The organism is Chryseobacterium sp. MYb328, from assembly GCF_037572595.1.
GTDB lineage: Bacteria > Bacteroidota > Bacteroidia > Flavobacteriales > Weeksellaceae > Chryseobacterium > Chryseobacterium pennae.
The window spans coordinates 67,438-92,859 of the sequence record NZ_JBBGZQ010000007.1; the positions used below are offsets into that span (position 1 = coordinate 67,438).

General features: G+C 34.9%; 25 protein-coding genes and 1 tRNA gene. 5 read left to right on the forward strand and 21 right to left on the reverse strand.

Annotated elements, in window-relative coordinates; translation table 11 throughout:
* Positions 1-16 precede the first annotated feature (16 nt).
* Both WH267_RS09210 and WH267_RS09215 read right to left on the reverse strand, forming a co-directional pair.
* Positions 17-343: a LytR/AlgR family response regulator transcription factor gene (locus WH267_RS09210; protein ID WP_340007593.1), complete on the reverse strand. Its 327-nt coding sequence runs from the start codon at positions 341-343 to the stop codon at positions 17-19.
* An 8-nt stretch (positions 344-351) separates the two neighbouring features.
* Positions 352-924, reverse strand: a complete 573-nt coding sequence (locus tag WH267_RS09215; RefSeq protein ID WP_340007595.1) for a C40 family peptidase — start codon at positions 922-924, stop codon at positions 352-354.
* A gap of 152 nt (positions 925-1,076) precedes the next feature.
* Between WH267_RS09215 and WH267_RS09220 the strand changes: the two genes are divergently transcribed.
* The gene (locus tag WH267_RS09220) at positions 1,077-1,712 is read left to right on the forward strand and encodes a hypothetical protein (protein ID WP_340007597.1); all 636 of its coding nucleotides are present in this window, start codon (positions 1,077-1,079) and stop codon (positions 1,710-1,712) included.
* Between the two features lie 35 nt (positions 1,713-1,747).
* On the opposite strand, the gene WH267_RS09225 is transcribed toward WH267_RS09220, so the two are convergent.
* The gene (locus WH267_RS09225; protein WP_115968748.1) at positions 1,748-2,116 is read right to left on the reverse strand and encodes a hypothetical protein; all 369 of its coding nucleotides are present in this window, start codon (positions 2,114-2,116) and stop codon (positions 1,748-1,750) included.
* 389 nt (positions 2,117-2,505) lie between these two features.
* Here WH267_RS09225 and WH267_RS09230 point away from each other — a divergent pair, with 389 nt between their 5' ends.
* The gene (locus WH267_RS09230; RefSeq protein WP_340007604.1) at positions 2,506-3,189 is read left to right on the forward strand and encodes a hypothetical protein; all 684 of its coding nucleotides are present in this window, start codon (positions 2,506-2,508) and stop codon (positions 3,187-3,189) included.
* 232 nt (positions 3,190-3,421) lie between these two features.
* On the opposite strand, the gene WH267_RS09235 is transcribed toward WH267_RS09230, so the two are convergent.
* Positions 3,422-3,811 (reverse strand): EamA family transporter, encoded by a 390-nt coding sequence (locus WH267_RS09235; protein ID WP_340007606.1) that lies wholly within the window; start codon positions 3,809-3,811, stop codon positions 3,422-3,424.
* Complete coding sequence (gene yddG, locus WH267_RS09240) at positions 3,805-4,305, reverse strand: aromatic amino acid DMT transporter YddG (RefSeq protein WP_340007608.1); 501 nt, start codon at positions 4,303-4,305, stop codon at positions 3,805-3,807. The genes WH267_RS09235 and yddG overlap by 7 nt, the downstream gene beginning before the upstream one ends.
* Positions 4,306-4,583: 278 nt before the next feature.
* Here yddG and WH267_RS09245 point away from each other — a divergent pair, with 278 nt between their 5' ends.
* The gene (locus tag WH267_RS09245) at positions 4,584-4,802 is read left to right on the forward strand and encodes a glyceraldehyde-3-phosphate dehydrogenase (RefSeq protein ID WP_115968752.1); all 219 of its coding nucleotides are present in this window, start codon (positions 4,584-4,586) and stop codon (positions 4,800-4,802) included.
* Positions 4,803-4,834: 32 nt separating this feature from the next.
* On the opposite strand, the gene WH267_RS25130 is transcribed toward WH267_RS09245, so the two are convergent.
* The 9 genes from WH267_RS25130 to WH267_RS09285 all read right to left on the reverse strand — a co-directional run bounded on the left by WH267_RS25130 (position 4,835) and on the right by WH267_RS09285 (position 12,832).
* Complete coding sequence (locus WH267_RS25130) at positions 4,835-5,101, reverse strand: SH3 domain-containing protein (RefSeq protein WP_115969160.1); 267 nt, start codon at positions 5,099-5,101, stop codon at positions 4,835-4,837.
* Positions 5,065-5,328: a DUF6882 domain-containing protein gene (locus tag WH267_RS09250; RefSeq protein ID WP_115968753.1), complete on the reverse strand. Its 264-nt coding sequence runs from the start codon at positions 5,326-5,328 to the stop codon at positions 5,065-5,067. Before WH267_RS09250 ends, WH267_RS25130 begins: the two co-directional genes overlap by 37 nt.
* 22 nt (positions 5,329-5,350) lie before the next feature.
* Positions 5,351-5,872, reverse strand: a complete 522-nt coding sequence (locus WH267_RS09255) for a hypothetical protein (protein WP_340007611.1) — start codon at positions 5,870-5,872, stop codon at positions 5,351-5,353.
* A 34-nt stretch (positions 5,873-5,906) separates the two neighbouring features.
* Entirely contained in the window at positions 5,907-6,890 is a 984-nt protein-coding gene (locus WH267_RS09260) for a hypothetical protein (RefSeq protein WP_340007613.1), read from the reverse strand.
* Positions 6,890-9,679 (reverse strand): hypothetical protein, encoded by a 2,790-nt coding sequence (locus WH267_RS09265; RefSeq protein ID WP_340007615.1) that lies wholly within the window; start codon positions 9,677-9,679, stop codon positions 6,890-6,892. The genes WH267_RS09260 and WH267_RS09265 overlap by 1 nt, the downstream gene beginning before the upstream one ends.
* A gap of 10 nt (positions 9,680-9,689) precedes the next feature.
* Entirely contained in the window at positions 9,690-10,193 is a 504-nt protein-coding gene (locus WH267_RS09270) for a DUF4280 domain-containing protein (RefSeq protein ID WP_340007618.1), read from the reverse strand.
* Between the two features lie 30 nt (positions 10,194-10,223).
* The gene (locus WH267_RS09275; protein WP_340007620.1) at positions 10,224-11,297 is read right to left on the reverse strand and encodes a hypothetical protein; all 1,074 of its coding nucleotides are present in this window, start codon (positions 11,295-11,297) and stop codon (positions 10,224-10,226) included.
* 534 nt (positions 11,298-11,831) lie between these two features.
* Positions 11,832-11,905 (reverse strand) — tRNA-Ala (locus tag WH267_RS09280).
* A 105-nt stretch (positions 11,906-12,010) separates the two neighbouring features.
* Complete coding sequence (locus WH267_RS09285) at positions 12,011-12,832, reverse strand: hypothetical protein (RefSeq protein WP_340007622.1); 822 nt, start codon at positions 12,830-12,832, stop codon at positions 12,011-12,013.
* 505 nt (positions 12,833-13,337) lie between these two features.
* Here WH267_RS09285 and WH267_RS09290 point away from each other — a divergent pair.
* Complete coding sequence (locus tag WH267_RS09290) at positions 13,338-15,947, forward strand: TonB-dependent receptor (RefSeq protein WP_340007624.1); 2,610 nt, start codon at positions 13,338-13,340, stop codon at positions 15,945-15,947.
* 126 nt (positions 15,948-16,073) lie between these two features.
* Here the strand turns inward: WH267_RS09290 and WH267_RS09295 are convergent, their stop codons facing one another.
* Positions 16,074-16,436, reverse strand: a complete 363-nt coding sequence (locus tag WH267_RS09295; RefSeq protein ID WP_340007626.1) for a hypothetical protein — start codon at positions 16,434-16,436, stop codon at positions 16,074-16,076.
* A 250-nt stretch (positions 16,437-16,686) separates the two neighbouring features.
* Here WH267_RS09295 and WH267_RS09300 point away from each other — a divergent pair, with 250 nt between their 5' ends.
* A complete protein-coding gene (locus tag WH267_RS09300) occupies positions 16,687-17,658 on the forward strand; it encodes a hypothetical protein (RefSeq protein WP_340007628.1) in 972 nt (323 codons plus the stop codon).
* Between the two features lie 137 nt (positions 17,659-17,795).
* Here WH267_RS09300 and WH267_RS09305 read toward each other — a convergent pair whose 3' ends face one another.
* The 6 genes from WH267_RS09305 to WH267_RS09330 all read right to left on the reverse strand — a co-directional run bounded on the left by WH267_RS09305 (position 17,796) and on the right by WH267_RS09330 (position 25,343).
* On the reverse strand, positions 17,796-18,275 hold the full coding sequence (locus tag WH267_RS09305) for a MarR family winged helix-turn-helix transcriptional regulator (RefSeq protein ID WP_340007630.1): 480 nt from the start codon (positions 18,273-18,275) through the stop codon (positions 17,796-17,798).
* Positions 18,276-18,277: 2 nt separating this feature from the next.
* Positions 18,278-18,766, reverse strand: coding sequence for a GNAT family N-acetyltransferase (locus WH267_RS09310; RefSeq protein ID WP_340007632.1), 489 nt, complete (start codon positions 18,764-18,766; stop codon positions 18,278-18,280).
* Between the two features lie 295 nt (positions 18,767-19,061).
* Positions 19,062-20,477 (reverse strand): efflux transporter outer membrane subunit, encoded by a 1,416-nt coding sequence (locus tag WH267_RS09315; RefSeq protein WP_340007635.1) that lies wholly within the window; start codon positions 20,475-20,477, stop codon positions 19,062-19,064.
* Positions 20,478-20,552: 75 nt separating this feature from the next.
* The gene (locus tag WH267_RS09320; RefSeq protein WP_340007637.1) at positions 20,553-23,699 is read right to left on the reverse strand and encodes an efflux RND transporter permease subunit; all 3,147 of its coding nucleotides are present in this window, start codon (positions 23,697-23,699) and stop codon (positions 20,553-20,555) included.
* Positions 23,699-24,886 (reverse strand): efflux RND transporter periplasmic adaptor subunit, encoded by a 1,188-nt coding sequence (locus WH267_RS09325; RefSeq protein ID WP_115968768.1) that lies wholly within the window; start codon positions 24,884-24,886, stop codon positions 23,699-23,701. The genes WH267_RS09320 and WH267_RS09325 overlap by 1 nt, the downstream gene beginning before the upstream one ends.
* 1 nt (position 24,887) lies before the next feature.
* A complete protein-coding gene (locus WH267_RS09330; protein WP_115968769.1) occupies positions 24,888-25,343 on the reverse strand; it encodes a transcriptional regulator in 456 nt (151 codons plus the stop codon).
* Positions 25,344-25,422: the final 79 nt, after the last annotated feature.

Sequence of the window (25,422 nt, forward strand, 5' to 3'; positions counted from 1 at the left end):
ATATGCAGATTGATTTTTAAAGCATCATTTTACTGATGGTATTGAGGAGGCAATCTTTATAGCTTTTGGCAACGGTAATTTTTAAATTCCCACATACAAGCTGATTATCCTCAAAAGAATCAATATTAGTAAGGTTCACAATATATGAGTTATGAACTCGCATGAATTCATCCGGCAGGCTTTCAATAAGGTCTTTAAGTGTCCGATAATAAATATATCTTTTCTCGTCTATGGTATGAACTTCGACATAGTTTCCAAGGCCTTTGATGACAATGATATCTTTAAAAAAAAGCTTTACCAGTTTTTTGTCTGTTTTGATAAAAGCAAATGTCCGGTTCTCCATGGAAACTATTATAAAACTCTTTGGGCATGAAGGTAAGCTTTATTCCAATATTTTTCGTTGAGGGATGAAATAACAACTCCTTTTGAAGTGGAAGCATGGATGAATTTCACTTCTCCGTCCGGGCCAATATCATGAACAATTCCTACATGGGAAACCCTGCTTCCGCCTGCTGTTGCAAAAAACAACAAATCTCCGGGCTTCACATCTCTAATATCAATATTTCTTCCTGTTTCAGCCTGATCAGAAGATCTTCTTGGAAGGTTAAATTCGTTTTCTTCAAAAACCTTTACGGTAAATCCTGAACAGTCAAAACCTGAAGAGGTATTCCCCCCAAATCTGTACGGAGTTCCAAGGTATTTTTCAGCATCTCTTAATACATCATTAATGGATCTTGAAACATTTCCATCAAATTTAGAATCCAGCTTCCTTAGATTTTCGGATTTCACCACCGTTTTAGAACCTGATTTCCTGCTGGAAGATACTTTTTTTGAGCTTCCACAGGACACTACAAAAGCAGATGCAATCAGCAATACAGAAAGCTGCTTTATGCTCAATTTTTTTTCAAATAATCCTGATCCCATATTCGTCTGATTTTTACTTGATTAACGATTGATGTACAAATATACATTTTATATTTTAATTATAATATAACTATACTACAACTATATTATAAATATATGTTAAAGTTTGAAATTCCGTTATTTATTGCTATATTTGAGTTCAATTTTGGAATATGGCAACATATGAAAGTTTAATTAAGATCAAAGGAGCTGTGGGTGACCTGGTTTTTTATACTCTGAATGGAAAAAATGTGGTTCGGAAGAAAAGCGGGTTCAATAAAACGGCCTTTAAAAAGGATCCGTCTTATGAAAAGGTAAGACAGAACAGTTCTGAATTCGGACATTGTTCAAAAATGGGAAAGATCATCAGAAAAAGCATAGATCTTTACCTGAAAGAAACAGGTGATACCCTACTCTACCAGAAATTTGCAAAACTGATGACTGAAATAAAGGATTTGGATGCTATTTCTGAGAAAGGAAAACGGACCGTTGAGAACGGACTTAAAACTGAAGAAGGAAAGAAACTCCTTACAAATTTTCAGTTTGGAGAAATAAAAAATGTAGCCTTAGAAGTTCAACGTCAGGATTACACTCTGCGTATAAAAGAAAATGCTGAGGCAGGAAAAGCGATAATCATTACCATAAAGTTGAATTCAGAGAATTATACTGTTGAGAAAACTGAAGAAGACCTCATTTTGGGCCAGCATCAGATAGCTTTTAAAAAGTATTTTTCACAGGATGGTTTTATACTTTATTTTATAATACTGAAAAATGAAAATGGTGAAATTTCCCGGATGGGATTTGTATAAATAAAAAAGCCTGCAGTTTTGCAGGCTTTTTTCTGTTATTTTTTGTCTCCTTTCCAGGTTCCGTATTGTGCCGGAGTTGGCAGGGTATTTGACCAACTTCCGTTTCCTTTTTTATCCGGATTAAGTTTTCCTTTGAATTCTCCTTTTGACGGAAGACCTACTGTTCCAATCAGATCTCCTGTATTACTCAGATTACCTGAAATATTATAATTGTCATTACTAACTTCGGAGTGCATCGTTCCTGATACTTTTCCTGATTTATCCACTACAAAATTCCACACTCCTTTATCACCACCTTCGTATGTTCCGGACCATGTTCCTACATAATCATAGATAGTGTCATCATCAGAGCTGCAACCGATAAATAAAAATGCCGTTAGTAAAAGTAAAAAAAGTTTCTTCATAGTTTCAGTAGTTTTATAACCTAAAATCCTGTTATTCTCTATTACATTGCATTAAACACACTTTGTTCCAGAGAATGAGCTTAATATTTATTATTTTTTATTCCGTGCAAATCTACTAATTTTTTCATTCAAATTATCTGAATTCTAATCAGGAGACAATATGTTTATTAAAAAACAACATATTTTGGCTAAAATACAAATATTTTTCAAACAAAACAGAGAAGCTAAATTTTTGAGTTATTGTTCAAAAGCCTTTATTTAAAATTTTCATCAATAAACATATATTGTAATATAAATTTAGATATAAAAGATTTTTATTTAGTTTTTTATACTCTATTCATACATATTTCTTACCTTAGTGAAAAATTTTAACGTATTTAAATAATACCATGAAAACAAAGACTATTTTTTTGTCAGCATTTGCTTTTTGTAGTTTCGCAAGTGCACAAGTAGGAATCAATACAACATCTCCTACAAACACGTTGGACGTTAACGGGTCGGTAAGAGTAAGAGGACTTTCAAATCCTGAAAATAAAATTGTTGCTGCTAATGCACAGGGGGTTCTGATGCTAATTTCTCCTGAAGAGATTTTTTCTCCTAAGGCTTTATTAAATACTTCCATGTCATCTACTGAGCAAAGATTCACCGTATATGAAGGAAAATGCTTTCAACCTGGAGACAATGCTTCTTCCTGTACTGTTTCTTTGAATCATTATACCTCTTGCGCAGGATTTAGCAATCCCGTAGACACGCAAGTTGTAGTGGTACAGGGCATTAATACAAGTAACGGACAATTCTTAGGTTCATGGTCTGCTCGATATGTTGATAATAAAGGGTTTTCAAATGCTACTGCTGTGGCTAACCAAACGGCACCAGACTATCCGAGAATCTCCTATCCGGGTGCTAATTCTGTAAATTATTTAGGAAGCGGAAACTTTAACGGGCAGTGTAATACGGATCTGATAACAACCATTAACCAGACAACCGGAGATATAAAAATAGAATCTGTAAAAAGAAACATGTATGCCCACCTGGTATACCTTCTTTCTATAGCTCGTTCAAAAAGTTTATAGTAAAGGATTCAGTGTAAACTAATATATACCCCAGAGAAAATCATTCTTTCTCTGGGGTTTCTTTTATTAAATAAAATTATGTTTTATTAAACCATTATGCATTCAATTTCACCTATAAAATACAATTAGATTAATTATGCAAATTAACTACATGGAATGCTGATTACGATGAAGACTTAAATCTTATCCTTATGAATAAGGAAATCGAAAATATTCAGCTTGTGCGATAGGGTTAAGAACTGCTATAATTCTTGACAGTAGATTTTTTTGTTGCCAGCCAGCAAAGTACGGAGCCTGCACAAACCATTAAAGCTCCCTGCCAGAAAGACAATCCTAATGATGTAGATAAAAGGACTGACGACAGTACCGAAGACAAAACCGGAATAAAATAGGATGCCCCCGTTAAAATCGTAACATTTCCACCAAGAATTCCGATATTCCAGGCCGCATATCCAAATCCCATTGCACATGCGGCAAGCAAGAGGTATACAATTGAAGAAAAATTAATTTCTATATTCACTGAATCACCTATTATTAAATATTTTATCCATAAAGCAACAGCTACCATCATAAAAAATAATGTTATTCCGTTTACTCCATTTGCGATACGAACGGTTACCACGCAATAAGCAGCCCATAACTCAGCGGATTGGTTTCTATATTAGCAAACATTTGACTAATATCCAGTCCCTGCTCACCACCCAATACCCAGACGATTCCCAACATAGAAAGAACAATTCCGGGGACAATCAGCCAGTTGGCTTTTTTATTGGCAAAAAGAATAGTAGCCACCATGGTGAATGTTGGCCAAAGATAATTGACCATTCCGACTTCAATAGCCTGTTTACTATTATTAGAATATCCTATAGAAAGGGCCAGACAAAGCTCATATGAAACCATAAGCAGCCCTCCATATATCAAATATTTTTTTGGAAATTTTGATAACGGAATCCATTTCATAGTGAAAAGTAAAAATATAGAAGCCACAGTATAAATTAAGGCTGCACCTACTGTCGCTCCAAAGGAATGACTTACTTCTTTGATAAGCCCCACAATGGAGGCCCACAGTAAAATAGCACAAAATCCGATAGCTGTGGCTTTGGTCTGTTGGCTCATAAAATGTTTTTGTTTTTTTATAATTGAATACGTCCTCAGTCGTCCTCAAAATTAACGATTTCCAATTACTTTATTTCTTCAGTATGAACAGAATCACGCTAAATTTCTTTTTTATTATATCCTATAAGCACAGGCAAAAAGGATTACCTTCATAAAACTACAAAAAAGTAAAAATGATCTGTCAGTTTCTGTTTGTTATTTTTAATCCATTTCTACTCCAATGATGCCCCTTTAGTTAAGGGAAAAAAGTTATCTTTGAAAGAATTAAATTTTTAATCATGAAAGAAAAACTCGTTCAGATAACCCATGTTACAGGAAAATATATATTGGATGTGGCTCCCGGAAGGCTTAATGAAATGCAGGAACAGATTGACAGATGTTTAAACAATGAACAGGCAGCTATAGTTGTAAGAAACGATAAAGGAGAACAACTCATTTACCCCTCGGAACTTTTGAAGAATAGTTTTATTACAATCATTGATAAAGTTACCCCTTAAATATTCTAATAAATGCCTCTATTTAAGGGGCTTTATTTTTTGAGCCTGCTCTTATGAATATACCCTTCTTTTTCTTCTTTAGTCTTTACTAAGAACCAATCTCTTGCATTATCTAAAACTTCTATATGTTCTCCTGATTTTATTTTTTGTAAAATCTCTGAAGATGTGTTTTTATCTTTTCTTAAATTGGTATAACCATCTAGGTCAATTATGATAGCTGAAGACTGGCTGGCTGTTTTTTCGGAATTAATTATATATCCTTTTAATGTGTTTTGAATATTTTGATTAAAATGGAATATTTATTAAACCAGCTCCACATCCATGTTTCTGATTTTAAAGAGTAAGTTCCTACAGAAACATATTTAAAATATATCTCATCTTCATCATTGTTGTATAACCTTAAAAGTTCTGTTTCATCGTCATAAAACCAGTTTGCATACGAATCAACTTCAAAAGTTTCTTTGAACTTCTCTTGAATCTGAATTAAATTATCAAAACTTTGCTTGTTGTATTGTTCGTAATTCATTTTGTGTTTACTATTCTCTTAATTACTGGGGAGTGTCTGGAACATCATCACTCGATTTTGCCCAACGTATTGGATAGCCATTTTTAGTTTCTTTTAAATCGGTACGTTCCATTTTTATCAAATCACTTTTTATATAATACTTATCTTTCTCTTTGTAAATAACCGCTAAAAGATCTATAGCAGATTGATTATTATCAAAAATATATAACTTATTGTCTGTGGATTTGTAGTTAATTTTATAATTAAATTGAATATCTCCACTAAATCCAAATTCATTATTATCCTTAGAAATATTTATGTAGTAGTTTCCTTGTTTTTCGCTGTCAATCTTATAAGGATAAAGCCAGTAAATACCATCCCAATTTATTTTTTGTGTTATCATTGAATTCTTAGATAAATCTTCTACTTTTTCTTTTTTAACTACTACATGATTTTTTAACTCTGTTGGGAGTTTTTCAGATGATTGAAGACCTTCTTTCTTGTTATTTTTTTGACAACTAAATATTGAAAAAGTACTGATTAATAAATAGATTAAATATTTCATTACTTTATTTTAAGGTTTTATTATTAACCCAATTTTATTCTCTTATAAGCTCTAGCCAATCCTGATTAATAAAGCGCTTACTTCTAATAAAACATTTTCCATTATCGTATTTAAGATAAAAATCATCTACATCATCCTGATCACATTTTCCTTTAGCATGTAGAATACTTTTTTCATCTATCAATCTGTACTCACCTTCACAACCATAATCTTCTGAATATTTAGCATCAATACTTAAAACAGCTTTGGTTAAAGATTTAATTGTAATAAAATATCCTAAAGAAACTTTTTCTTTGGTATTGTTACTTATTGCATCTGCATAAATTTTAAAACTACCTATTAAGTTTGTATTTTTCGTTGTTTCAGCATTTTCTATTTGAGATGGCTTTTTTTCTATTTTTGTATTATCAGTCTTTTTATTTTTTACTAATTTAATTTTCCCAGATTCATTTATATAATATTCAGACCAATCTTTCACAATTGAGCCAGATTCATCTTCTGATAAATTAAGTAGAAAAATTTTATTATTATCTATATAGTAATAAAGCTGTTTTACAGTAAGGGCTTCAATATAATTTATTGATTCATAAATAACAATTGAATCCATTATTATTTTATCTTTTTTTATGAATAGGGTCACCTGATTATAAATATCTGCATTTTCAAGATTTCTTGGAGTTGTTTTTTCAATGTACAATTCCAAAGCATTATTAAGGTTTCCAATAATTCTTTTTCCTTTAAGTGAGTCTAATTTTGAATAGTCAAAATTAATTTTAGATAATACACATTTTAAATCATCCTGTTTAACTTTTTCTTCTGAACGATTAAAATAAGATGATGTTAGCAGACAAGAAGTATTTATCTGGCTTACAAAATCTAAATCAGATATCAGCTTATCACCATTCCATTGATTATTTATAGAAGCTTGATTGGAATTATTTATTTTATCCGATTTATTGGTTATTTTTTTACAAGAAAACGTAGTAAAAAAACACATTAGAATTACTAAATATTTCATTATTTTTCTTTTATTATTTTTATCGAACTGTTATTAAAGTTTCCAGAATGCAAGTGCGAATTATGCAACGTTCCACCATTTCCTGCCCTTTTTAATTTTTTACAATACTCATTTACTCCCTTTAAAACTTCAGTAAAATGAAAGAATATTGCACTGTCAATTACTTTTTGGTCTTGAATAATATTTCCTAGATAGAAAGTATCAACACTTCTACCATTACAATGTTCCTGACTTGGAAAACTTGACCCTTCTGAAAAACAACTTCCTGAAGTGGTTACCTTATATCCTGATCTTGCAAGATACCCAATAAATCCAGCAAATGCATTTGCTCCAGTAAATTTTCTTTGGGTTTTATTAAATATATACGAAATCCTAACATCACCATTTGAATAATTTAAAGTATCTGGCATTCTAACTAGTTCAACATCGTTTTTTCCAGCAGAATAAAGAAGCCAAATAATTCCTTTTTTTGGATGGCTGCCATATTCTGCAATATCTCCATTAATATATTTAACTCTTCGTGAAGTATTACCTTCTGAAACATTTTTATCTTCAAGAATTTTAGCGTGAGTAGGTTTGGTTTTATATACTTGACCAACACTTTTTTCTTTTGTTTTGTGCCAATCAACTATGCATATTTCATGTTCCTTATCAGTTGAATCATGATATATATACTTATATTTATTTTCATATCCTGATTTGACTTTCTTAGGTATAAATTTCTCAATTATTCCAGTTGAATATATATGATAGGTTACAATATCAGTTGATTTAATATCATTTTTTTCGTTTCTATCAATACCACATGAAAAGTCTATAGCTTTATAGTTTCCCCCTTCATTTTTACTATCATAATATCTTTCCAAAATTTCTTTCCTTTGTATTCCATCATCATTTTTATCTACACTTCTATTGTTAGTATATTCATCCGTGCCTTTAGAGTATAATAAGTAATTATCATTTTTACCAACTCCATCAGGAGCAAAAACCTGCAAATAAATATCCTCTGGAGTCTTTATTTTGTTCTTAGCAGGTTCAAAATACTTTTTCACTTTATCTAATTGTTTAATTTCCCCCATTTGGGCATAGCTCAGTTTCAATTTATTTAAATTATCATATCTTAGTTGCGTTCCCTTTGTAGCTGTTGTAGATTTAGGAAATTCACCCATTCCCTCTAAAGCATCTTGTGTGAACTGAATTAATCCAACCGCTCTTGATGACTTTGCACTCTCTTTATGGAAACTGCTTATTGTTAATTCTTTAGGGTTATCATTTGCTGACTTATATCCTTCTCTATGATGGGCTTTAAAGCTTCCCCAAGTCTCTACTTTCATCACGGCCATTAAACCGTTGGCCATTTCCATTTTTCTGCTTTCTCCCCATAGTTCAGAGCAGATTTGTACAACTTTCTTCCTAAACTCACAACTTACTTTTCCTCCCCAAATCAAGTCTTTATATTGCTCTTTACAAACACAACTAGAAGGAGTTTTCCCTTGCTTCGGTTCTTTCACCATCGTTGCACTATTCCCACTCGGCACTTCAGTAGGAGTTGCATCTATACTCACAGGCATCACTGCCGATTTTACAGAAGTATCATTGTGTAATACTTCTATAAAATAATTCTGTTTTGCGCTATCACTACCGCCATCATTGCCTTCGATAAACATTTTTTTTGTTAAAACAATCCAGATGAAATTTTTGTCATAAAGCAATTCATAATCTTTCTCAAAAATCGGATCATTAGTCCATCTGATATTGTCTTCCTCCCATATTTTCACCTTCACTTTTTTATTCTTCATATCCTTTGCTGTAATCTTCATGAATACGGTTGTTCCTACTTTCGAGGAATGAAGTCTGTTTCCAGCTTTATCAACAAATTCAGCACTCAGGATCTTTCCTTGTGGATCATCACTCTTTTTTCCGCCTGTGGTGACTGGGAACTTTGCTGAATTCCCATCAGGTTTAGGTTTTGGCTTCTCTGGAGCTGGAGTTGTTTTAGGTTTTGGTGGTGAGGGAGTTTGTTTTTTAGGAACCTCTCTTTTTCTTGGAGGTTCTGGATTATGAGTTGGGTTAACTACATTAATATTAGGACTTGCTTTTTGTATATGTTTACTAACCACATCAGCAGTTACATAATATTCGTGGGTGGGTCCTTCGTTTTTATCACCTGATGCAGTGCGTGAATTGGCAATCAATACAGCCATTGTGTAAAAAGGTAATCTGAAAACAGCTTCTGCCATTCCTTTTTCATTCACTCTGCTAAGAACAGGGACGGGATTAATTTTGTTCAACGCATTTATTGTGGGATCGTGTCCTTCTCCCTGAGCATCATCTTCCCAAAGAGTAAAAGCAATATTCATCTCAAACATTTCTACACAATATGCCCTTGCAATAATGGTGTCTTTATAGCTTAACTTTTTACCTTTTGGAATAGGTTTATAGTTAGCATCCAGAAGTTCCACCCTGGTTATTTTAGGTTCTTTAGCACGCTGTGGATGTACAATCAGTTCTCCATAGTCTTCACCCTGACGTACAATGATCTTTATTCCCTTATGAAATAAACTCTTCTGTCCAAAAATATAAGGAACCATTTGACCTTCTTTATCGCTTCCGCCTTTTCTCCAACCTGTTTTGGTTTGTACCATAACTTCCCAATGCGTTTTTTGAACTTGCAATGGATTTTTAATAGGTTGTAAAGGATTCAGCCAGTCATTTACTGAAGAAACAGAATACATTTCCTGTTTTCCTATCACAGGTTTATCGTTTCCAATAATTGTTAATTTTCCCATATTTGTGTGTTTATTTGCAGATGTTTACATCTTCTTCCTGTTCATCCTGAAATTCTTTGTAGTCAAGCAACAGATTTATATTCTGTTGCTGTTTTGGATCTGCATTCCTAACATTCTGCTGGGTTATCTCCGCAGTTTGCCCATGTTCTTTTATTGTAATTTTTCCTCCTGTTGTACACATCAATTCAGAAAGTTCTGTAATACAACTTTTGTTCATGACTTTTGTCTTCTCATAGGGCTTTTGCCATTTTCCTGCCGGAGCAAAAGCACAGGGAAGATAACCTCCTGAACTTGGCTTCAGCTTACATTGTCCAAAGCTGGCCCCAGGTGGTGTAAACTGTACATCATCTTCTGTAACGGCTAAATAATATGCGTGACCATCTTTATTATTCCAATAATGCTTTTGGTGTGAGGTTACTTTAAACTGAGGAAACTGATTCCCTTGGTTGCATTGGGCTTTTCCTTTTTGGATCACGAAATATTTACCATCGTGAGGGGAAGTATTTTCTGACATCGTTTGTGATTTTGGTGTTTTTAAAATGTATTAATTATCTGTAATTCTTTCTAATAAAAAATCCTCTCTTTCAGTGCTTTCATCCCCAAAACATTGAAATCTTGCTTCTATCTTATAGGGTGACCAATTTTCTCTTTTAAAAAAGTATTCAGCAAAATGTTCACAGTCTATAGACTTTTCTGTTATTTCAGCTTTATCATTATATTCAGAATCTGTAAAATATAATTCTTCTAAGCTTCGATGATCAGAAGAAATCCCTTTCTGCTGAATTTTAACCCTTTCATCATCTAAGATATCTTTAGCTAATAATGTATTTTGGAATTCAAATCGTATCGGCTTAGCATCAAAAATCCAGGGATAAAAATCATAATAAGCTTTTGAATCAGTCCAGTCTGCTAGTCTTATTCTGTAAAATGCCCCAAATAAGAAAGAGTTTAACAGTGTATTTTTAAACTTGTGTGAAATGATTCCGGTATTTTTTACAGTTTCTTTCATCTTTTCAATATAATCAGAGGAATACTGATCTGGGAAAAAGTTCTTTATGGAATCCAATTCAGAAACAATATCTTCTGTTTTCTTTGTCAGTACTATATCAATAAGTTTCCCTTCAGGATCTATAATGTATCGGATTGGATATATAACCTCTATGCACATTTTTGCAAGGGTGTCCACTTTGGTATCTGAAATGTTCTCATTTTTTCTAAAGTCAAATGCTGAAAAGAGAAAGTGATAATACCCATTTTTAATTCCATCAAAATCTAATCTGACCTTGTTCTCATACTTTGTAAGAATTGTATCATCAGAAAAGATAGTCTGAGTAATCTGATAAATGCCCGTCCAAAATTTAAAGTCAAAAGGGAATTTCCCATTAACAGGAAAGTCATAAAAGCTTTTGTTCTCAGCTCTGATCTTCCCGTTGATCTCGCGGATTTCCTGTAATGATGGAATATAAAGTTTCATTCCCGGGACAATATCACCCTCAAACCGTTCTGATAGAGAACAATGTTGATTATGATATTCCCTTAAATATTCAAGGTTTTCCAGCAGCAACGTATTACTGACGTCAATAAGGGACTGCCCTGATTTCACGTAATAAATGATCATTGAATCTGTGTTTTTATGATGCAATAATAAATAAAATTGCTCAATAAAAACATAGGTATTTTCACCATTCTTTGAATTAATATTTTCCTGTTATTTTTTAATGTTTGATTGTTTCCGGCTAAACAGATATTATTTCAACACTTATTCTATTTGTGGTAATTGATGGTGAAAATTTGAAACATTCAGAGTTTCAAGGGATGAAGAAAAGCTAGGAATATAGCCGGTTTATTAGGATGAATCTAAATTATTCAATCGATTTCATTCTTTGAAATCAATCTCAAAAGTTGGAGGGATATATTGTTTCAATTTAATTTGACGCAAAGTTTTAGCACTTTATCTGATATTGTAAGGGAGCAAAGAATGGAATCAATTTCATTGATTCTTTCTAGGCGAATGCATATCTACGAAACTTTTTCTAATCTTCAAACTTTGCGCCTGATTCCAATAAGCTCCACTGATTCCAGTTTTTGTCCCTAAAAGTTAAACAAAAAAAGAGTTGCAATCCTTTGAATTACAACTCTTTGATATAAAAAGTGGAGAATACGGGATTCGAACCCGTGACCTTTTGACTGCCAGTCAAACGCGCTAGCCAACTGCGCCAATCCCCCATTTTTGAAGCGGTACAAAAGTAAGTATTTAAATGATATTTGCAAATGTTTTGTTGAAAATTTTATTAAAAAAGAGCTTACAGCAAGTATCATCACACAAAAACACTATTCAATATTCTCAAAAATTTCAAATTCCGTATTACAGTATCCACAAATTGTTTTCCCAAATAGATAGTTGATGATCATTCTGAGTGATTCCACTTCCAGTTTATCAATATAATAACTGAGCCATTGGTAGTTCTTTTCTGGGGAGATTGTTGGAGAGTATTCTTTTTTTGGAAGAGTTGCGGGAACAACAGGATATTTCTTCTGATCTTTTACGAAAACAGGATCCTCTTTGTACTGAACAAGGATATTATTTTCGTTCCATAAGGTTAAAGATTCACCACAGCTTGGACAATTACATACATATTCTTCGTTTTCACTGTATCGCCATAGAACGGATGATACTTCAGATATTCTGTTGGAAACAGCTAAGGCAATCAGAAAGTGCCTTTTATCATATTCGTCTTTTTTCAGGATATCAAATTCCAGCGGAACAGCTATCTGCTTTAATTTATCAAAGGAATGCTTAAATGCATTTTTTATCTCTATAATTTTTTTTGGATCACATTTACTATGCAAAAGAATAAAATCCATTTCTCCATCACCATTATATTCTGAAAAGATTGCCAATGTATAAAGAAAAGTTTCAATCTTAAATTCATGATCTTCTGTCTTTTCAATCAATTCTATAAGATAGGGAAAGGCAGCAAATGTCACTTCATACAGACTCATCTGATGGCTGATATATTCTGTAGTAATTTCAATCATCAGGTCAATATCAAATGTTTCGGATAGCTTTTGGATTAATTCAGGGATCTCTTCTGAATTATTAAATGCACTCTTTAATTTTTCCCATTCTGATATCTCTGTAAGTGGTAGCATAACTATTGTTTATATTTTTGAAAGAAATACTCAATCAGTTCAAGATACCTACTATGAATCTGAATCTTTGCAATAAAGGTATCAAATTTTCGAAAGATTCTATCTTTTATAGTATATCAATCCTCCATTGGAGTATTATAAAAGCTTTATTCTTTACCATTTGAATATAAGTTAGATTATATTACATGAATTAAATACAATAATTCTCTACATATAGACTTAATATTAAAAAAAATCTATATTTTGTATAAAAATAATGATATTTCTCAATATTTTTTATCAAATAAATGTTTATATTATCATCAAAACAGACTCATTTCGGTTAAAATTATTGATATAACAATCTACAAATTAAACTGTTAAATAAAGTTAACATATCATAAAATAGCGAGCGATCACGCTCATTCTTCGACGTTTACAAAATTGCTTAAAAAACATTTAATACTCAATTCAAAAATAAATAATCATCTTTGCAGCCTTAAAATCAAATACGCTAGTTTATTTCATGAGCATTATTTTGAAAAAGCGCTTACTTATAGCGCTTGTATTACCAACGGCCGCCTTGTATTATGGGCAGAGTACGAAGGATTCTTTAGAAAAATCTAAATCTATTGATGAGGTGATGTTGGTGGGTAGAAACCTTTCCCAAACAGCCAAAGAGAGAAAAACACCTGTTGCAGTTTCCAACATCAAGGCAGCTGAAATTCAGGAGAAACTGGGAAACAGAGAATTCCCTGAAATTATGAAATCTACGCCTTCGGTATACGTTACCAAAGTAGGTGGCGGATTTGGAGACAGCAGAATTAACATGAGAGGATTTGATGGTGCCAATATTGCTGTGATCATCAACGGACAGCCTGTTAATGACATGCAGGGAGGTACTGTGTACTGGTCTAACTGGACTGGATTGGCTGACATTGCCAGCTCTATTCAGATTCAGAGAGGTTTGGGTGCTTCTAAATTTGTAGTTCCTTCTGTAGGAGGAACGATCAATATCGTAACCAAAGCTACCGATTCTGAGCAGAAAGCCATGATCAAGGCAGAAGCAGGTAACGATAACTACTCCAGACTTTCAGCAATGTACTCTTCCGGGTTGAAAAACAAATGGGGAACTACCGTATTACTTTCGCGTTGGCAAGGTGATGGTTACATCAACGGGACTAAAGGGGAAGGATATTCATGGTTTTTCTCAACAGGATTTAAGCCGAATGAAAAACATGCATTCAATTTAATTGCAACCGGTGCCCCGCAGGTACACGATACAAGAAGATCTTCTGCAACGGGTGCAAATGTAGCTACTTTACAGCAGTTTGAAACTTACGGAACAAGATACAATCCACAGACAGGTATGCTGAATGGTTCTCAATTCAATTTAGCGCCTAACTTCTATCATAAGCCTATTGCATCATTGAACTGGGACTGGAATATTAATGATAATCTAAAACTATCAACAGTTCTTTACGGATCATGGGGACGCGGTGGCGGTGGTACCGGACTTAACGGTTCTATTAAAAATGCTAAAGATCAGACCATGAATTTCATGAATTATGGTGCAGGTGGAGATGGCACAATCAACTGGGATATGATCTACCGCTATAACAGAGGTGGCGCAGTAACAGACTATAATGGTAATACCTTCCAGAAAGGAACATTTTTAGCTCCTGCGGGTTCTCCTGCTGATTATAACGGTCAATATGTATCTACTTTAAACGGAACCAGTGGTATTGTAAGAAAGCAGAGTATTAATTCTCATGACTGGTATGGTGTAATCGCTGACCTTAATTACAAAAAAAACAACTGGACTTTTAACGGAGGTCTTGATCTTAAAACATATAAAGGAGGTCTTTATGATATTGTGACTGATATGCTGGGATCTGATGCTTTATTTGTGAAGAATACAGTAAACGCTCCAAACGGGTATTATGTAGACCGTGCCGTAAAACCTGAACCTCTAACAAAAACCGGAAATACTCAAAAGGTATCTATCTACAACGAAGGACTTGTAAAATGGGCAGGTCTTTATGGAATGATTGAATATAGCTCTGAAAAGCTAAGTGCATCTGTTCAAGGATCTGTGTCTGAGCAGTATTACAAAAGAAGAGACTATATGCTATATACTCCGGAAAACCAGGAGACCAAATGGTATCACAAAACGGGTTATATTGTAAAAGGAGGTGCTAACTATAATATTGATGATCACCATAATGTATTCTTTAATACAGGGGTTATATCCAGACAGCCACTATTCAATGCTTTATTCCCTTCCAACCAGAACATCTACAACGATGCGAAGAATGAAAGAATCTTCTCTGTGGAATTAGGATATGGTTTCAAATCCCGTTATATAGATGTTAATATCAATGCCTACAGAACGCAATGGGATGACAGATTCATCTCAAGAGGCTTTAATGCAGGTGCTGCTGATGTTGCTAAGTTCTCTCAGTTAAAGCAAGGAAATGCTTATTTCTATAATGCTCTGAATGTTGGACAGCTTCACCAGGGTATTGAATTGGAAGCGAAAGCAAGACCTTTTTCAAATCTTAGGGTAAGAGGGATGGTATCTTTAGGAAACTGGAAATACAAAGGAAACGCTAATTTCAATATTCTTGATGTTCAAAGCAATCAGGAAGTTGCCGGAGCAACAGGGATGATCAATATTAAAGATCTGAAAGTCGGAGATGCAGCACAAACAACAGCAAGTTTAGGAGTTGACTATAATATTACCAAAGCATTCAGTATTGATGCAAACTGGGAATACTATGACAAGCTGTATGCACAGTTCAACCCTATCAACTTCCTTACAGAAGCAGACAGAGAAAGAGGAATTGTAAAATTACCTAGTTACAACCTGTTTGATGTAGGAGCTAGTTACAAATTCGAAATCGGTCAGAAAAAGTCTTTAACATTAAGAGCGAATGTATATAACTTATTCAATAAATATTATATTTCTGAACTAAGTTCTAATATTCATGCTACAGATAAAATTGCCAATGGTCCGGGTGCCGGAAAAACATACCAGGAAGCAGGAAGAGTTTATCAGGGTGTTGCAGATGCTAATACAGGATTCTTAGGATTCGGAAGAACGTGGTCCGTTGCGGCTACTTTCAGATTCTAATCAATCATCTGAATAATACAAAAAAGAACCCGCCAATATTGGTGGGTTCTTTTCTTGTAAAATAGATCTTCCTCTCTCCTATTTTAAAATTATGTAAGAAAACACTCATATATGGAATTCCGTCACCTATACTTCTTCCCACCCATCATTTTGCGGGTCATACTTGGCAAACTCTCCTGAATCAGTAAATTCTGAAGCAACCATTCCCGTTTCAAAGATTGAATTTCTATTCCAGCCGGTATTAAAATAAACCCCATTGGATGTTAATAATACCATTCCATAATCTTCATCATCATGGTTAAAATGAAGCTCCTTATCCGTTTCCGAAGTCAGGTTGTATCCATATTGCAGAAGCCTTTCCTTCAGGTCTTTAAATTGTTGGTCAGTAAATGGAACCAGATTTTCATCCGTTTCAAAAAAATCATCAAGATCTAGTTTTTGTTCCCGTTCTTTGGTTTCAATTCTGAATATTTGAATATTGTAACTCATTTCGATTTTTTTTAATTAAATAATTTACACACAGGTATTCTTTTCAAATAAAATAAAAATTCACCAGAGTTGAACTATTTGCTCCCTCTTTTAATTAAAAATTACAATGAATAGCCCTCAATTTTATTATATTTGAATTTAATGCCGGATGTAATATGTTTGAATTTCACCAACGTTTTAAATAAAAATCATGATATACCCAACATATAAATTCACTCCCTTTTTAAGCCTCATTTTAATTTGCGGTATCATGGTCTGTAAAGCACAGATTGTCCCATTTTACAAGGTTTCTCCTTTTGAAGATGACGATTATTTTACAAAGACGGTTTTTCCTTTCAACCCTGCTTTTATGAAGAGCAATAAAGTAAAAAGCATACTGCTTAAAAGTGATGAACAAGCCGGCACCAGGTATCTCTATAATTTCAACCCAAATGGATTTATAGAGAGTATGATAACCTTACGTTACAATAAAGAAAAAACAGATACCGCCTTTTATGCCAGATATTATTATAATACAAACGGATTGATTGGTAAAAAAGCAAGAATAGATTATTGGAATGGCATCGTCACAATCAACAGCTATCAGTACGATAATAAAAACAAAATTAATACTATCAGAATCTTTTCACTAAACTCTCAAATGCCCAACAGATCACAGCATAATGATTGGCAGGGAGAGCCTGTTCCCGGTGTAGATAAAATGATTCTGAAGGGCTCTTTACCTAATGAAAATCTTTGGAAAAAAATGATGGCTGAAAATGCATTTTCTTCCTGGCAATACCGTTATTACACCGAAGATAAATTTGAGGCAGAAGAGCGTACGGAATATTTTAATTTTCAAAAAAATAGTGAAAATTCGGATTTCTGTCATCAAAAAAAAACATATTATTATTTGAATGGACATCCCGCAGGCTTATTTCTTCATAACGGCTGTGAACCCAAGAAAACCCCTTCGGAAATATATCAATTCAAAGAGGGTCTTTTGTCCCAGCTGGCTGAGGTTCCATCTAGCTCTGACTCTAAAACCGAAAAATACACTTATAATACTGATAAGAATCTGATTCTTTTGGAAGATCTATGGGGTGGACAAAAAGTAAGTGAGCTGGAGATGATCTACGATGAAAAAGGCTTTCTGACCTCAATAGAACGAAAATCCAAAGATATGAACATGATTCAATACTTTCAGGACCGCAATCTAAAGATCTCCTATAGCTTTTACTAAATCAGACATAAGAATTAAATTGTCTGAAAGATCAGGAAATTGGTATTTTTCCTTTTAAATTCTAATTCACCAGTGATTTCTTTCCAAGGAAAATACTATAAGACAATGTGATTCTACCTTTGCTCCTTAATTATCTTCTATTTTGAGTTCTTAAGCTGTAAAGCCCGCTGATAAAAAGATTGATTGATAATTTTAGTCTCAGCTTCATCAATAGCTGCCAAAAGGTTATTTTGATTATCAGCAATATCCCCCAATATCTGAGACATCAGCTCCCATACCGGTTTCATTTTTTCGATAAGCTCTTTGCCTTTAGCGGTCAGCATAAATAGTCTTTTGCGTTCATCCTGCCTATCTTTCCTCCATTCTATCAGTTCCTGTTTTTCCAGTTCCTTAAGAAGGGTTATGGTTGATGGATGGGTATATCCTATTTCATTCGCGATTTCTACTACACTTGCTAATTCCTTTTGATAAATGGTATAAATTACAGGGAACCATTTGAGTTCGAAATCAATTCCAAAGGCTTTATAGATTAAGGCACCATCTTTTCTCAGCTGTTCACTGAGGCGATGGAGTCTGGTGGATATGGCAAGAATTCCTGCTTCGTTGATAACATTCATATTCAGTCTATATGTATGTGGTAAAAAATATCATCGGCGCTCATTAATGGAAAACGTTCCGGAAGGTTTTCTTTTTTGATCTTCACAAAATCATTTCTTTCATAAAAACGTTGAGCTGCTTTCAATACAGATATAGTTCCTAAATATATATCATCAATTTCGTTTTCACGGCAGAAAGTAATTAAAATCTCCAGTAAGATCTGGGCAATATTCAGTTCCTTTCCTCTGAATTCTTTTTTAACGAACATCTTTCTTATCGCTCCTGCTTTTTCATCGAATTTTACCAACGCAATAGATCCTACTAGCTCACCCTCTATAAAAGCTCCCCAGAAATTTCCACCTGCTTCATGATAAAAACTTTCAATCTGCTTCAGATCCGGCTGGTCATCTACCGTAATCGGAATATTGAACTCTTGTTGCTGAATTGTCAAAATCAGGTCAATGGCCTGCTCTGAATAAGCATTTCCTATGGGTTCTATCTGTAATTTCATAGTGTTTGATTTTTAAGGTATAAAACTACGTAGTTAAATACATATATACAAATGGAAATTTATTTTTATAACAAATTTAACGGAAATTAAAAGGAGGCTGGGAGCTGGAGGATGGAAGTTGTATTTGTTCTTTTTACCAATGAAGGTTGAAGAAACCAATAAGCCATCACAACTAACAGAATATTTTGTTATTCCAATTCGAAAAGCATTTTTCTATTATTTTGTAAGCTTATTAAAATAAAAAACGTATGCCATTACTGACACACGTTTATATTATTTACTGCAAATAGCTTTTCTACTTCCAGCCTCCGCCTAGAGCCTGATACAGCTCAACGGCAGCCTTCATTTTGTTATATCTTGCATTGGATATATTAAGTTCAGCATTCAATGAATTTACACTGGCATTTAGAACTTCAAGATAATTGGCCATCCCGTAGTTAACCAATTCCTGAGAATAATCTACTGATTTTTTGTAGGCATCCAGTTCTTTTTGTTTTAAATTAATAAATGAATCCTGAACAGAGAACACTCTGATAGCGTCAGAAACTTCTTTTCCTGCAGTAAGAACTGTTTTTCTGAAGTTCAGATATGCGGTCTCCTGATTAGCAAGACTCACATCATAGTTGGTCTTGATAGTTCTTTTGTTCAGAATAGGCTGTGCCAATCCTGCCACTACATTTGCAAACAATGAGTTTACGTTGAACAGGTGATCGATATCTACAGACTGAAGTCCGCCTGTTCCTGTAAGCTTCAATGTTGGATAAAACTGAGCTTTTGCAACATTGGTCAACTCAAATGCATTCATTAAGCTGTATTCCGCTCTCATGACATCCGGACGGTTAGCCAGCAATTGAGCAGGATATCCCAGCTTCAGATCAATGGGAAGGTTCTGCCCTTCCAATGTAGACCTTTCGATAGTATGTGATGGTTCTCCCATCAAAAGACTCATGGTATTTTCAAGCAATTGAATCTGAGTATCGATATCAATCAATAACGATTTTGCATTGAAAACAAGTGCTTCACTCTGTTGTACAGCAACTTCTGTAAGGCTTCCGGAAGATTTTAATGCCTTTGTTGTTTCCAGGTTCTTCTCACGAATAGCAATTGTTTCCGTAATGATCTTTTTCTGAGCATCAAATGTCAGTAACTGGTAATATGCAGAAGCAATGGAAGAAACAAGACTACTTTTTACTGCTTTATGAGCAGCAACCGTTCCAAAATATGCAGCGATCTGTGCTTTTTCCTGCGCTTTCATTTTCCCCCAGATATCTGCTTCCCAACCTAAGGTGGCGGTAATATCAAACTGATTGACATATCTTCTTTCTCCAATGATCTGCCCAAACTGAGTATTGATAGACTGGGTCTGGAAAGTATAATTAGGTCCAACTGAAAGTGTTGGAGCATACGCAGCCTTACTTTGCTTAAGATAGGCATCTGCAGAATTGATACTCTGTAAAGCAATCCTAATATCCAGATTATTATCTAAAGCTTTTGAAATATGTCCCTGAAGTATCGGATCTGTGAAGATTTCTTTCCATGAAACATTCGCAATACTGGTACTGTCTGAAGGAAGCATATCTGTACGGAAAAGCTTTTCGTCAACAACGTTCTTCGGCCTTTCGTATTCCTTTCTGGCCATGCAGGACGTGATGGCTCCCAGCATAATTGCTGAGAAAGTTATTCCTTTTATGATGTTTATTAAACTTTTCATTATTTGAAATTTAAAAGTTTAAGGTTTCCGGTTTTCAGTATTAACTTTAACTCCAAAACCTTAAACTAAATTAATTTACTCTGCTAAATTGATATCTTCTTTTTTAATAGGCTTAATTTTCTCCTGTATGCTTTCAAAAATCACATACAATACCGGAATTACAAAAAGTCCTAAAACAGTACCTATCAACAATCCTATGGCTGCTCCTGTTGCAATGGATCTGTTTCCTACAGCTCCAATTCCACTTGCCAGCACTAATGGTAACAGACCGAAGATAAAAGCAAATGAAGTCATCAGAATGGGTCTTACTCTCGCTTTTGCTGCATTGATGGCAGACATGACAATGGTTTCCCCATGATGTCTTCTCTGAACAGCAAATTCGACAATAAGGATCGCATTTTTTGCCAACAATCCGACGAGCATGATCAGGGCAATCTGGAAGTAAATATTATTTTCCAAGCCCATAATCTTCTGCCCGAAGTAAGCTCCCATTACCCCAAGAGGAAGAGAGATAACAACGATAAGCGGAAGGATATAACTTTCATACTGTGCAGAAAGGATAAAGTAAACAAAGACCAAACTTAGTCCGAAAATCAGAAGGGTCTGAGATCCTGAATTTAATTCTTCTCTGGTTAATCCGGTAAATTCTACTGCGTAGTTTTGATTCAGGGTTTCATGAGCTACCTGCTGTACTGCGGCAATAGCATCCCCGGAACTGTAACCGTCAGAGTTGGCTCCTGTCACCTTCACTGAAGTAAATAGGTTATAACGACTTACAGATTGTGGTCCGTATGCTTTTTTCAGAGTTACAAACTGTGAAATCGGAGACATGATCCCTGAACCTGTTCTGATATAGAGCTGGTTAAGATTCTCGATGTTTTTTCTGTTTTCAGGAAGTGCCTGAACCATTACCCTGAACTGTTTTCCATACTTGGTAAAGTCAGCCGTATAAACACCTCCAATATACCCTTGCATGGTAGCCAAAATGTCATTTACAGAAACTCCAAGCTGCTTGCTCAGAGGAACGTTAATTTCCATCTGATACTGAGGATATTTTGTATTGAATGAAGTCTGTGCAAACTGAATTTCCGGTCTTTCCATCAATTTTCCGATGAATTCATTGGTTTTATTATCCAGGTCAACATATTCTCCACCTGATTTGTCCAGCAATACCATTTCAAAACCTGCACTGCTACCAAATCCAGGTACACTTGGCGGTTGAAAGAATACTACTTTAGCATCAGGAACAGCTCCTACGATTCCAAATAGTTTTTTGGTGATATCTTCAGACGTCTGGCCGTCTTTTTTTCTTTCTTCGAATGGTTTCAGTTTCACAAAGGCAAGACCATTGTTACTTCCGTTTCCGGATAAGAATCCTCTACCGGTGGATATCGTTACATTCTGCACTCCCGGAACTTTCATTGCTTTAGCCTGAAGTGTTTTCAATGCGTTATACGTTCTTTCCATAGAAGCACCCGGAGGAAGCTGAACATCGGTAAAGATAATTCCTCTGTCTTCTGTAGGTACAAAACCTTTTTTCATACTGCTGCTTGCCCAGAATAAGATACCTCCCGTAATTGCGAAAATAACAAGGGTTACCCATTTATGTCTCAACAGGAATACAAATCCTCTACCGTAACGCTCAGTTGTTGTTTTAAAAGCAATATTAAACTTATAGAAAAACTTCTGTAACAGGTTTAGGTTCTTATACTCTGCATGATGCTCTGCGTGAGGCTTCAGGAATAATGAACATAAAACAGGACTCAACGTTAATGCATTAATAGCAGAAATGATGATCGCGATGATCAGCGTAATCCCAAACTGTTGGTAGAATACCCCTGTAGGACCTGTAATAAATGTCACTGGGATAAATACTGCTGCCATTACCAAAGTAATAGAAATAATAGCCCCTGTAATCTCATCCATAGCTTCCACCGTTGCTTTTTTAGCATCTGAAATACCATGCTCCATCTTCGCATGAACAGCCTCGACGACGACAATGGCGTCATCCACCACAATACCAATCGCCAGTACCAATGCAAATAAGGTTAACAGGTTTAATGAATATCCAAATAAATTCAGGAAGAAGAATGCCCCTACAATGGATACCGGAACCGCAATGGCCGGAATCAGAGTAGATCTGAAGTCCTGAAGGAAAATATATACAACAATAAATACCAGAATGAAAGCTTCAATCAGCGTATGTACTACCTTTTCAATAGAAGCTTCTAGGAATTCGTTGGTATCAAAGTTGAAAGTATATTTAATCCCTTTAGGGAAAGTACCTTCTGCTGATTTCAGATATGTTTTGATATTTTTAATAATCTCCTGTGCATTGGAACCCGGCGTCTGGAAGATCCCCATACTGATAGAAGGATTGTTTCCGTTCTCTCCGACCCCTGTATAAGACTGGCCTGCCAATTCTACTTTAGCAACGTCTTTCAGCATCAGGTTTTGCCCGTTTGCCAGAGATTTGATGATGATATTATCGTACTGTTCTTTATCATTGAATTTACCTACATATTTGATGATATACTCAAAAGAACTTCCACTGTTCTGACCAATTGAACCTGCTGCTGCTTCTCTACTCTGCTCATTAATAGCATTGGTAACATCCGTAGGAGTTACCCCGTAGGCAGCCATTTTTGCAGGATCCAGCCAAATTCTCATGGAATAGTTTTTACCTCCGAAAACATTGGCATCCCCTACACCATTTACCCTTTTCAGGTTTGGAATAATATTGATATTCAAAAAATTCTGAAGATACACATCATCAAGATCTTTATTTTCAGAATAGAAAGACATATACATCAGGGCGCTGGTCTGCTGTTTTTGCGTAACAACCCCTGAACGCGTCACTTCGGATGGCAGCAAAGGAGTAGCTCTGGCCACACGGTTTTGTACGTTTACCGCTGCAATATCCGGATCTATTCCTTGTTTAAAGAAAACCTGGATCTGAGCAGAACCGTCATTTCCTGCAGAGGAAGTGATATAATCCATTCCTTCCACCCCGTTGATCTGCTCTTCCAAAGGAACTACCACACTTTTCATTACAGTTTCCGCATTGGCCCCTGTATAGTTTGCAGAAACGCTTACTGTGGGTGGCGCAATATCCGGATACTGTGTAACCGGTAACGAGATCAGCCCTAGCACACCGAGAATCACAATCAAGATTGAGATTACGGTAGATAAAACCGGTCTGTTAATAAAGTTTTTTATCATTAGAATTTCGGTTTTATTGATTGAACAAGACTATCCATTTTGATTGGTTTCGGCTTCACTGCTGTTCCCGGTTTTAATCCTCCGATACCTGCTGCGACAACTCTTTCTCCTTTATTAACTCCTGATTTGATAAGCGCTAAATTGTCGATTCTGTCAATAACATTAACAACAACGTTTCTCGCTGTATCTCCTTTTTCAATTTTGTATACATATACAATACCTTGTTGCTCATAAGTAGCACTTTCAGGAACTACAAGAACATTATCATAACTCTGAGGGAATCTGATGGTTCCACTGTTACCATTGCTTAATAATTTTTGAGCATTGGTGAAGGCTACTCTGAACTGAATGGTTCCCGTGGTAGGATCAATCTGACCGGTAATGGCTTCAATTCTTCCTTTTTCAGGATAAAGACTTCCGTTGGCTAACTGAAGTTCAACCATTGGTAAGTTTTTGATTTTCTCAGGCATAGAAGCACCTGGAGATTTTTCAAGGAAATCAAAATACTCTTTTTCATTCATCGCAAAGTAAGCAAAGATTTCAGAAGTATCAGAAATTGTTGTTAGAGGGGTCTGATCAGATGGTCCTACCAAACTTCCCACTTTTAATGGAAGTCTTCCAACAACCCCTGAAATAGGTGCACGAATGATGGAATATTCAATATTTGCTTCTACCCCTTTATAATTGGCTTCAGCCTGTCTTTTGGCAGCATGTGCCTGCTGTAACTGTGCCTGAGCCTGAGCTAACTGTGCCTGAGCAGACTGTAACTGTACATTACTGATAATGTTTTTCTGAACCAGAGGTTTCAGTTTATTTACTTCTACCTGTGCAGCATTTACAGATGCCTGTGCAGCGGCAATACTGGATTCAGCTGCTCCGATTCCGGCCTTGGAAGCGGCAGCATTTTCGGTAAGGATATTGGTCTCCAGACGGAACAAAGGCTGTCCTTTTGTAACATACTGTCCTTCATCTACCAATAACTGGGTAATATATCCCTGTATTTTAGCACGTACATCATTGTTTACTCTACCTTGAATGGTAGCCGGAAACGTCTGATAACCTACTATATTTTTTGACTCCACAGAAACAACAGGGTACGGCTTGGCACCATCCTGTTTCGGAGCTTCTTTTTTGCAGGCTGTGAGAGAAAGCGCTGCAATTGAAAGTATAACTAGCTTATTATTCATTTTATAGTTTATTAAGAGATTCCTGAATATTTTCTATGTTTTTATTTAAGAGTGCTTTGTAAACTTCTATTCTTTCGTTGTATCCATCGTCTTTACTTTTTTTAAAATTGTTTAAATCATCTAATAGTCTTAATTCGTCCTGCATTTTTTGGACAATTTTCTCAAATCTGATTTTCTTATATTCATCATTGATGAAAAAATACCGTTTCCGTTCATCCATCTTACTATGATCTACAATAAGCTGAGCATTGAGCAGTAGTGAAATACTTGTAGAAACAGAACTTTTGCTCGCAGAGAGCACTTCCACAAACTCGTCAAAAGTAATTCCTACTTTCTCATAATCGAAAAGAAGGTAGGAATAGATTTTTGAAGCTAAAGGGGGTAAGCTGAACACAGTGCCATAAAACTTTACGGCATCCTGAAAAATTTTTTCATCAATTTCTATACTTTGGTGCATAATATAAAAATTTTAACAAAAGTAAAAATTAGTTCAGAACCAAACGAACAAAGCTGATAGAGATTATAAATACACAGCG

Coding starts and splice junctions, on each gene's coding strand:
- WH267_RS09285 (WP_340007622.1), bottom strand. CDS start 12,832: ATGCTACCACTTACAGAGATATCAGAATGGGAAAAATTAAAGAGTGCA.
- WH267_RS09220 (WP_340007597.1), top strand. CDS start 1,077: ATGGCAACATATGAAAGTTTAATTAAGATCAAAGGAGCTGTGGGTGAC.
- WH267_RS09225 (WP_115968748.1), bottom strand. CDS start 2,116: ATGAAGAAACTTTTTTTACTTTTACTAACGGCATTTTTATTTATCGGT.
- WH267_RS09305 (WP_340007630.1), bottom strand. CDS start 18,275: ATGAATGTTATCAACGAAGCAGGAATTCTTGCCATATCCACCAGACTC.
- WH267_RS09230 (WP_340007604.1), top strand. CDS start 2,506: ATGAAAACAAAGACTATTTTTTTGTCAGCATTTGCTTTTTGTAGTTTC.
- WH267_RS09300 (WP_340007628.1), top strand. CDS start 16,687: ATGGTCTGTAAAGCACAGATTGTCCCATTTTACAAGGTTTCTCCTTTT.
- WH267_RS09210 (WP_340007593.1), bottom strand. CDS start 343: ATGGAGAACCGGACATTTGCTTTTATCAAAACAGACAAAAAACTGGTA.
- WH267_RS09275 (WP_340007620.1), bottom strand. CDS start 11,297: ATGATCATTTATTACGTGAAATCAGGGCAGTCCCTTATTGACGTCAGT.
- WH267_RS09325 (WP_115968768.1), bottom strand. CDS start 24,886: ATGAATAATAAGCTAGTTATACTTTCAATTGCAGCGCTTTCTCTCACA.
- WH267_RS09260 (WP_340007613.1), bottom strand. CDS start 6,890: ATGAAATATTTAGTAATTCTAATGTGTTTTTTTACTACGTTTTCTTGT.
- WH267_RS09270 (WP_340007618.1), bottom strand. CDS start 10,193: ATGTCAGAAAATACTTCCCCTCACGATGGTAAATATTTCGTGATCCAA.
- WH267_RS09215 (WP_340007595.1), bottom strand. CDS start 924: ATGGGATCAGGATTATTTGAAAAAAAATTGAGCATAAAGCAGCTTTCT.
- WH267_RS09290 (WP_340007624.1), top strand. CDS start 13,338: ATGAGCATTATTTTGAAAAAGCGCTTACTTATAGCGCTTGTATTACCA.
- WH267_RS09250 (WP_115968753.1), bottom strand. CDS start 5,328: ATGAATTACGAACAATACAACAAGCAAAGTTTTGATAATTTAATTCAG.
- WH267_RS09255 (WP_340007611.1), bottom strand. CDS start 5,872: ATGAAATATTTAATCTATTTATTAATCAGTACTTTTTCAATATTTAGT.
- WH267_RS09315 (WP_340007635.1), bottom strand. CDS start 20,477: ATGAAAAGTTTAATAAACATCATAAAAGGAATAACTTTCTCAGCAATT.
- WH267_RS09320 (WP_340007637.1), bottom strand. CDS start 23,699: ATGATAAAAAACTTTATTAACAGACCGGTTTTATCTACCGTAATCTCA.
- WH267_RS09310 (WP_340007632.1), bottom strand. CDS start 18,766: ATGAAATTACAGATAGAACCCATAGGAAATGCTTATTCAGAGCAGGCC.
- WH267_RS09295 (WP_340007626.1), bottom strand. CDS start 16,436: ATGAGTTACAATATTCAAATATTCAGAATTGAAACCAAAGAACGGGAA.
- WH267_RS09245 (WP_115968752.1), top strand. CDS start 4,584: ATGAAAGAAAAACTCGTTCAGATAACCCATGTTACAGGAAAATATATA.
- yddG (WP_340007608.1), bottom strand. CDS start 4,305: ATGAGCCAACAGACCAAAGCCACAGCTATCGGATTTTGTGCTATTTTA.
- WH267_RS09330 (WP_115968769.1), bottom strand. CDS start 25,343: ATGCACCAAAGTATAGAAATTGATGAAAAAATTTTTCAGGATGCCGTA.
- WH267_RS09265 (WP_340007615.1), bottom strand. CDS start 9,679: ATGGGAAAATTAACAATTATTGGAAACGATAAACCTGTGATAGGAAAA.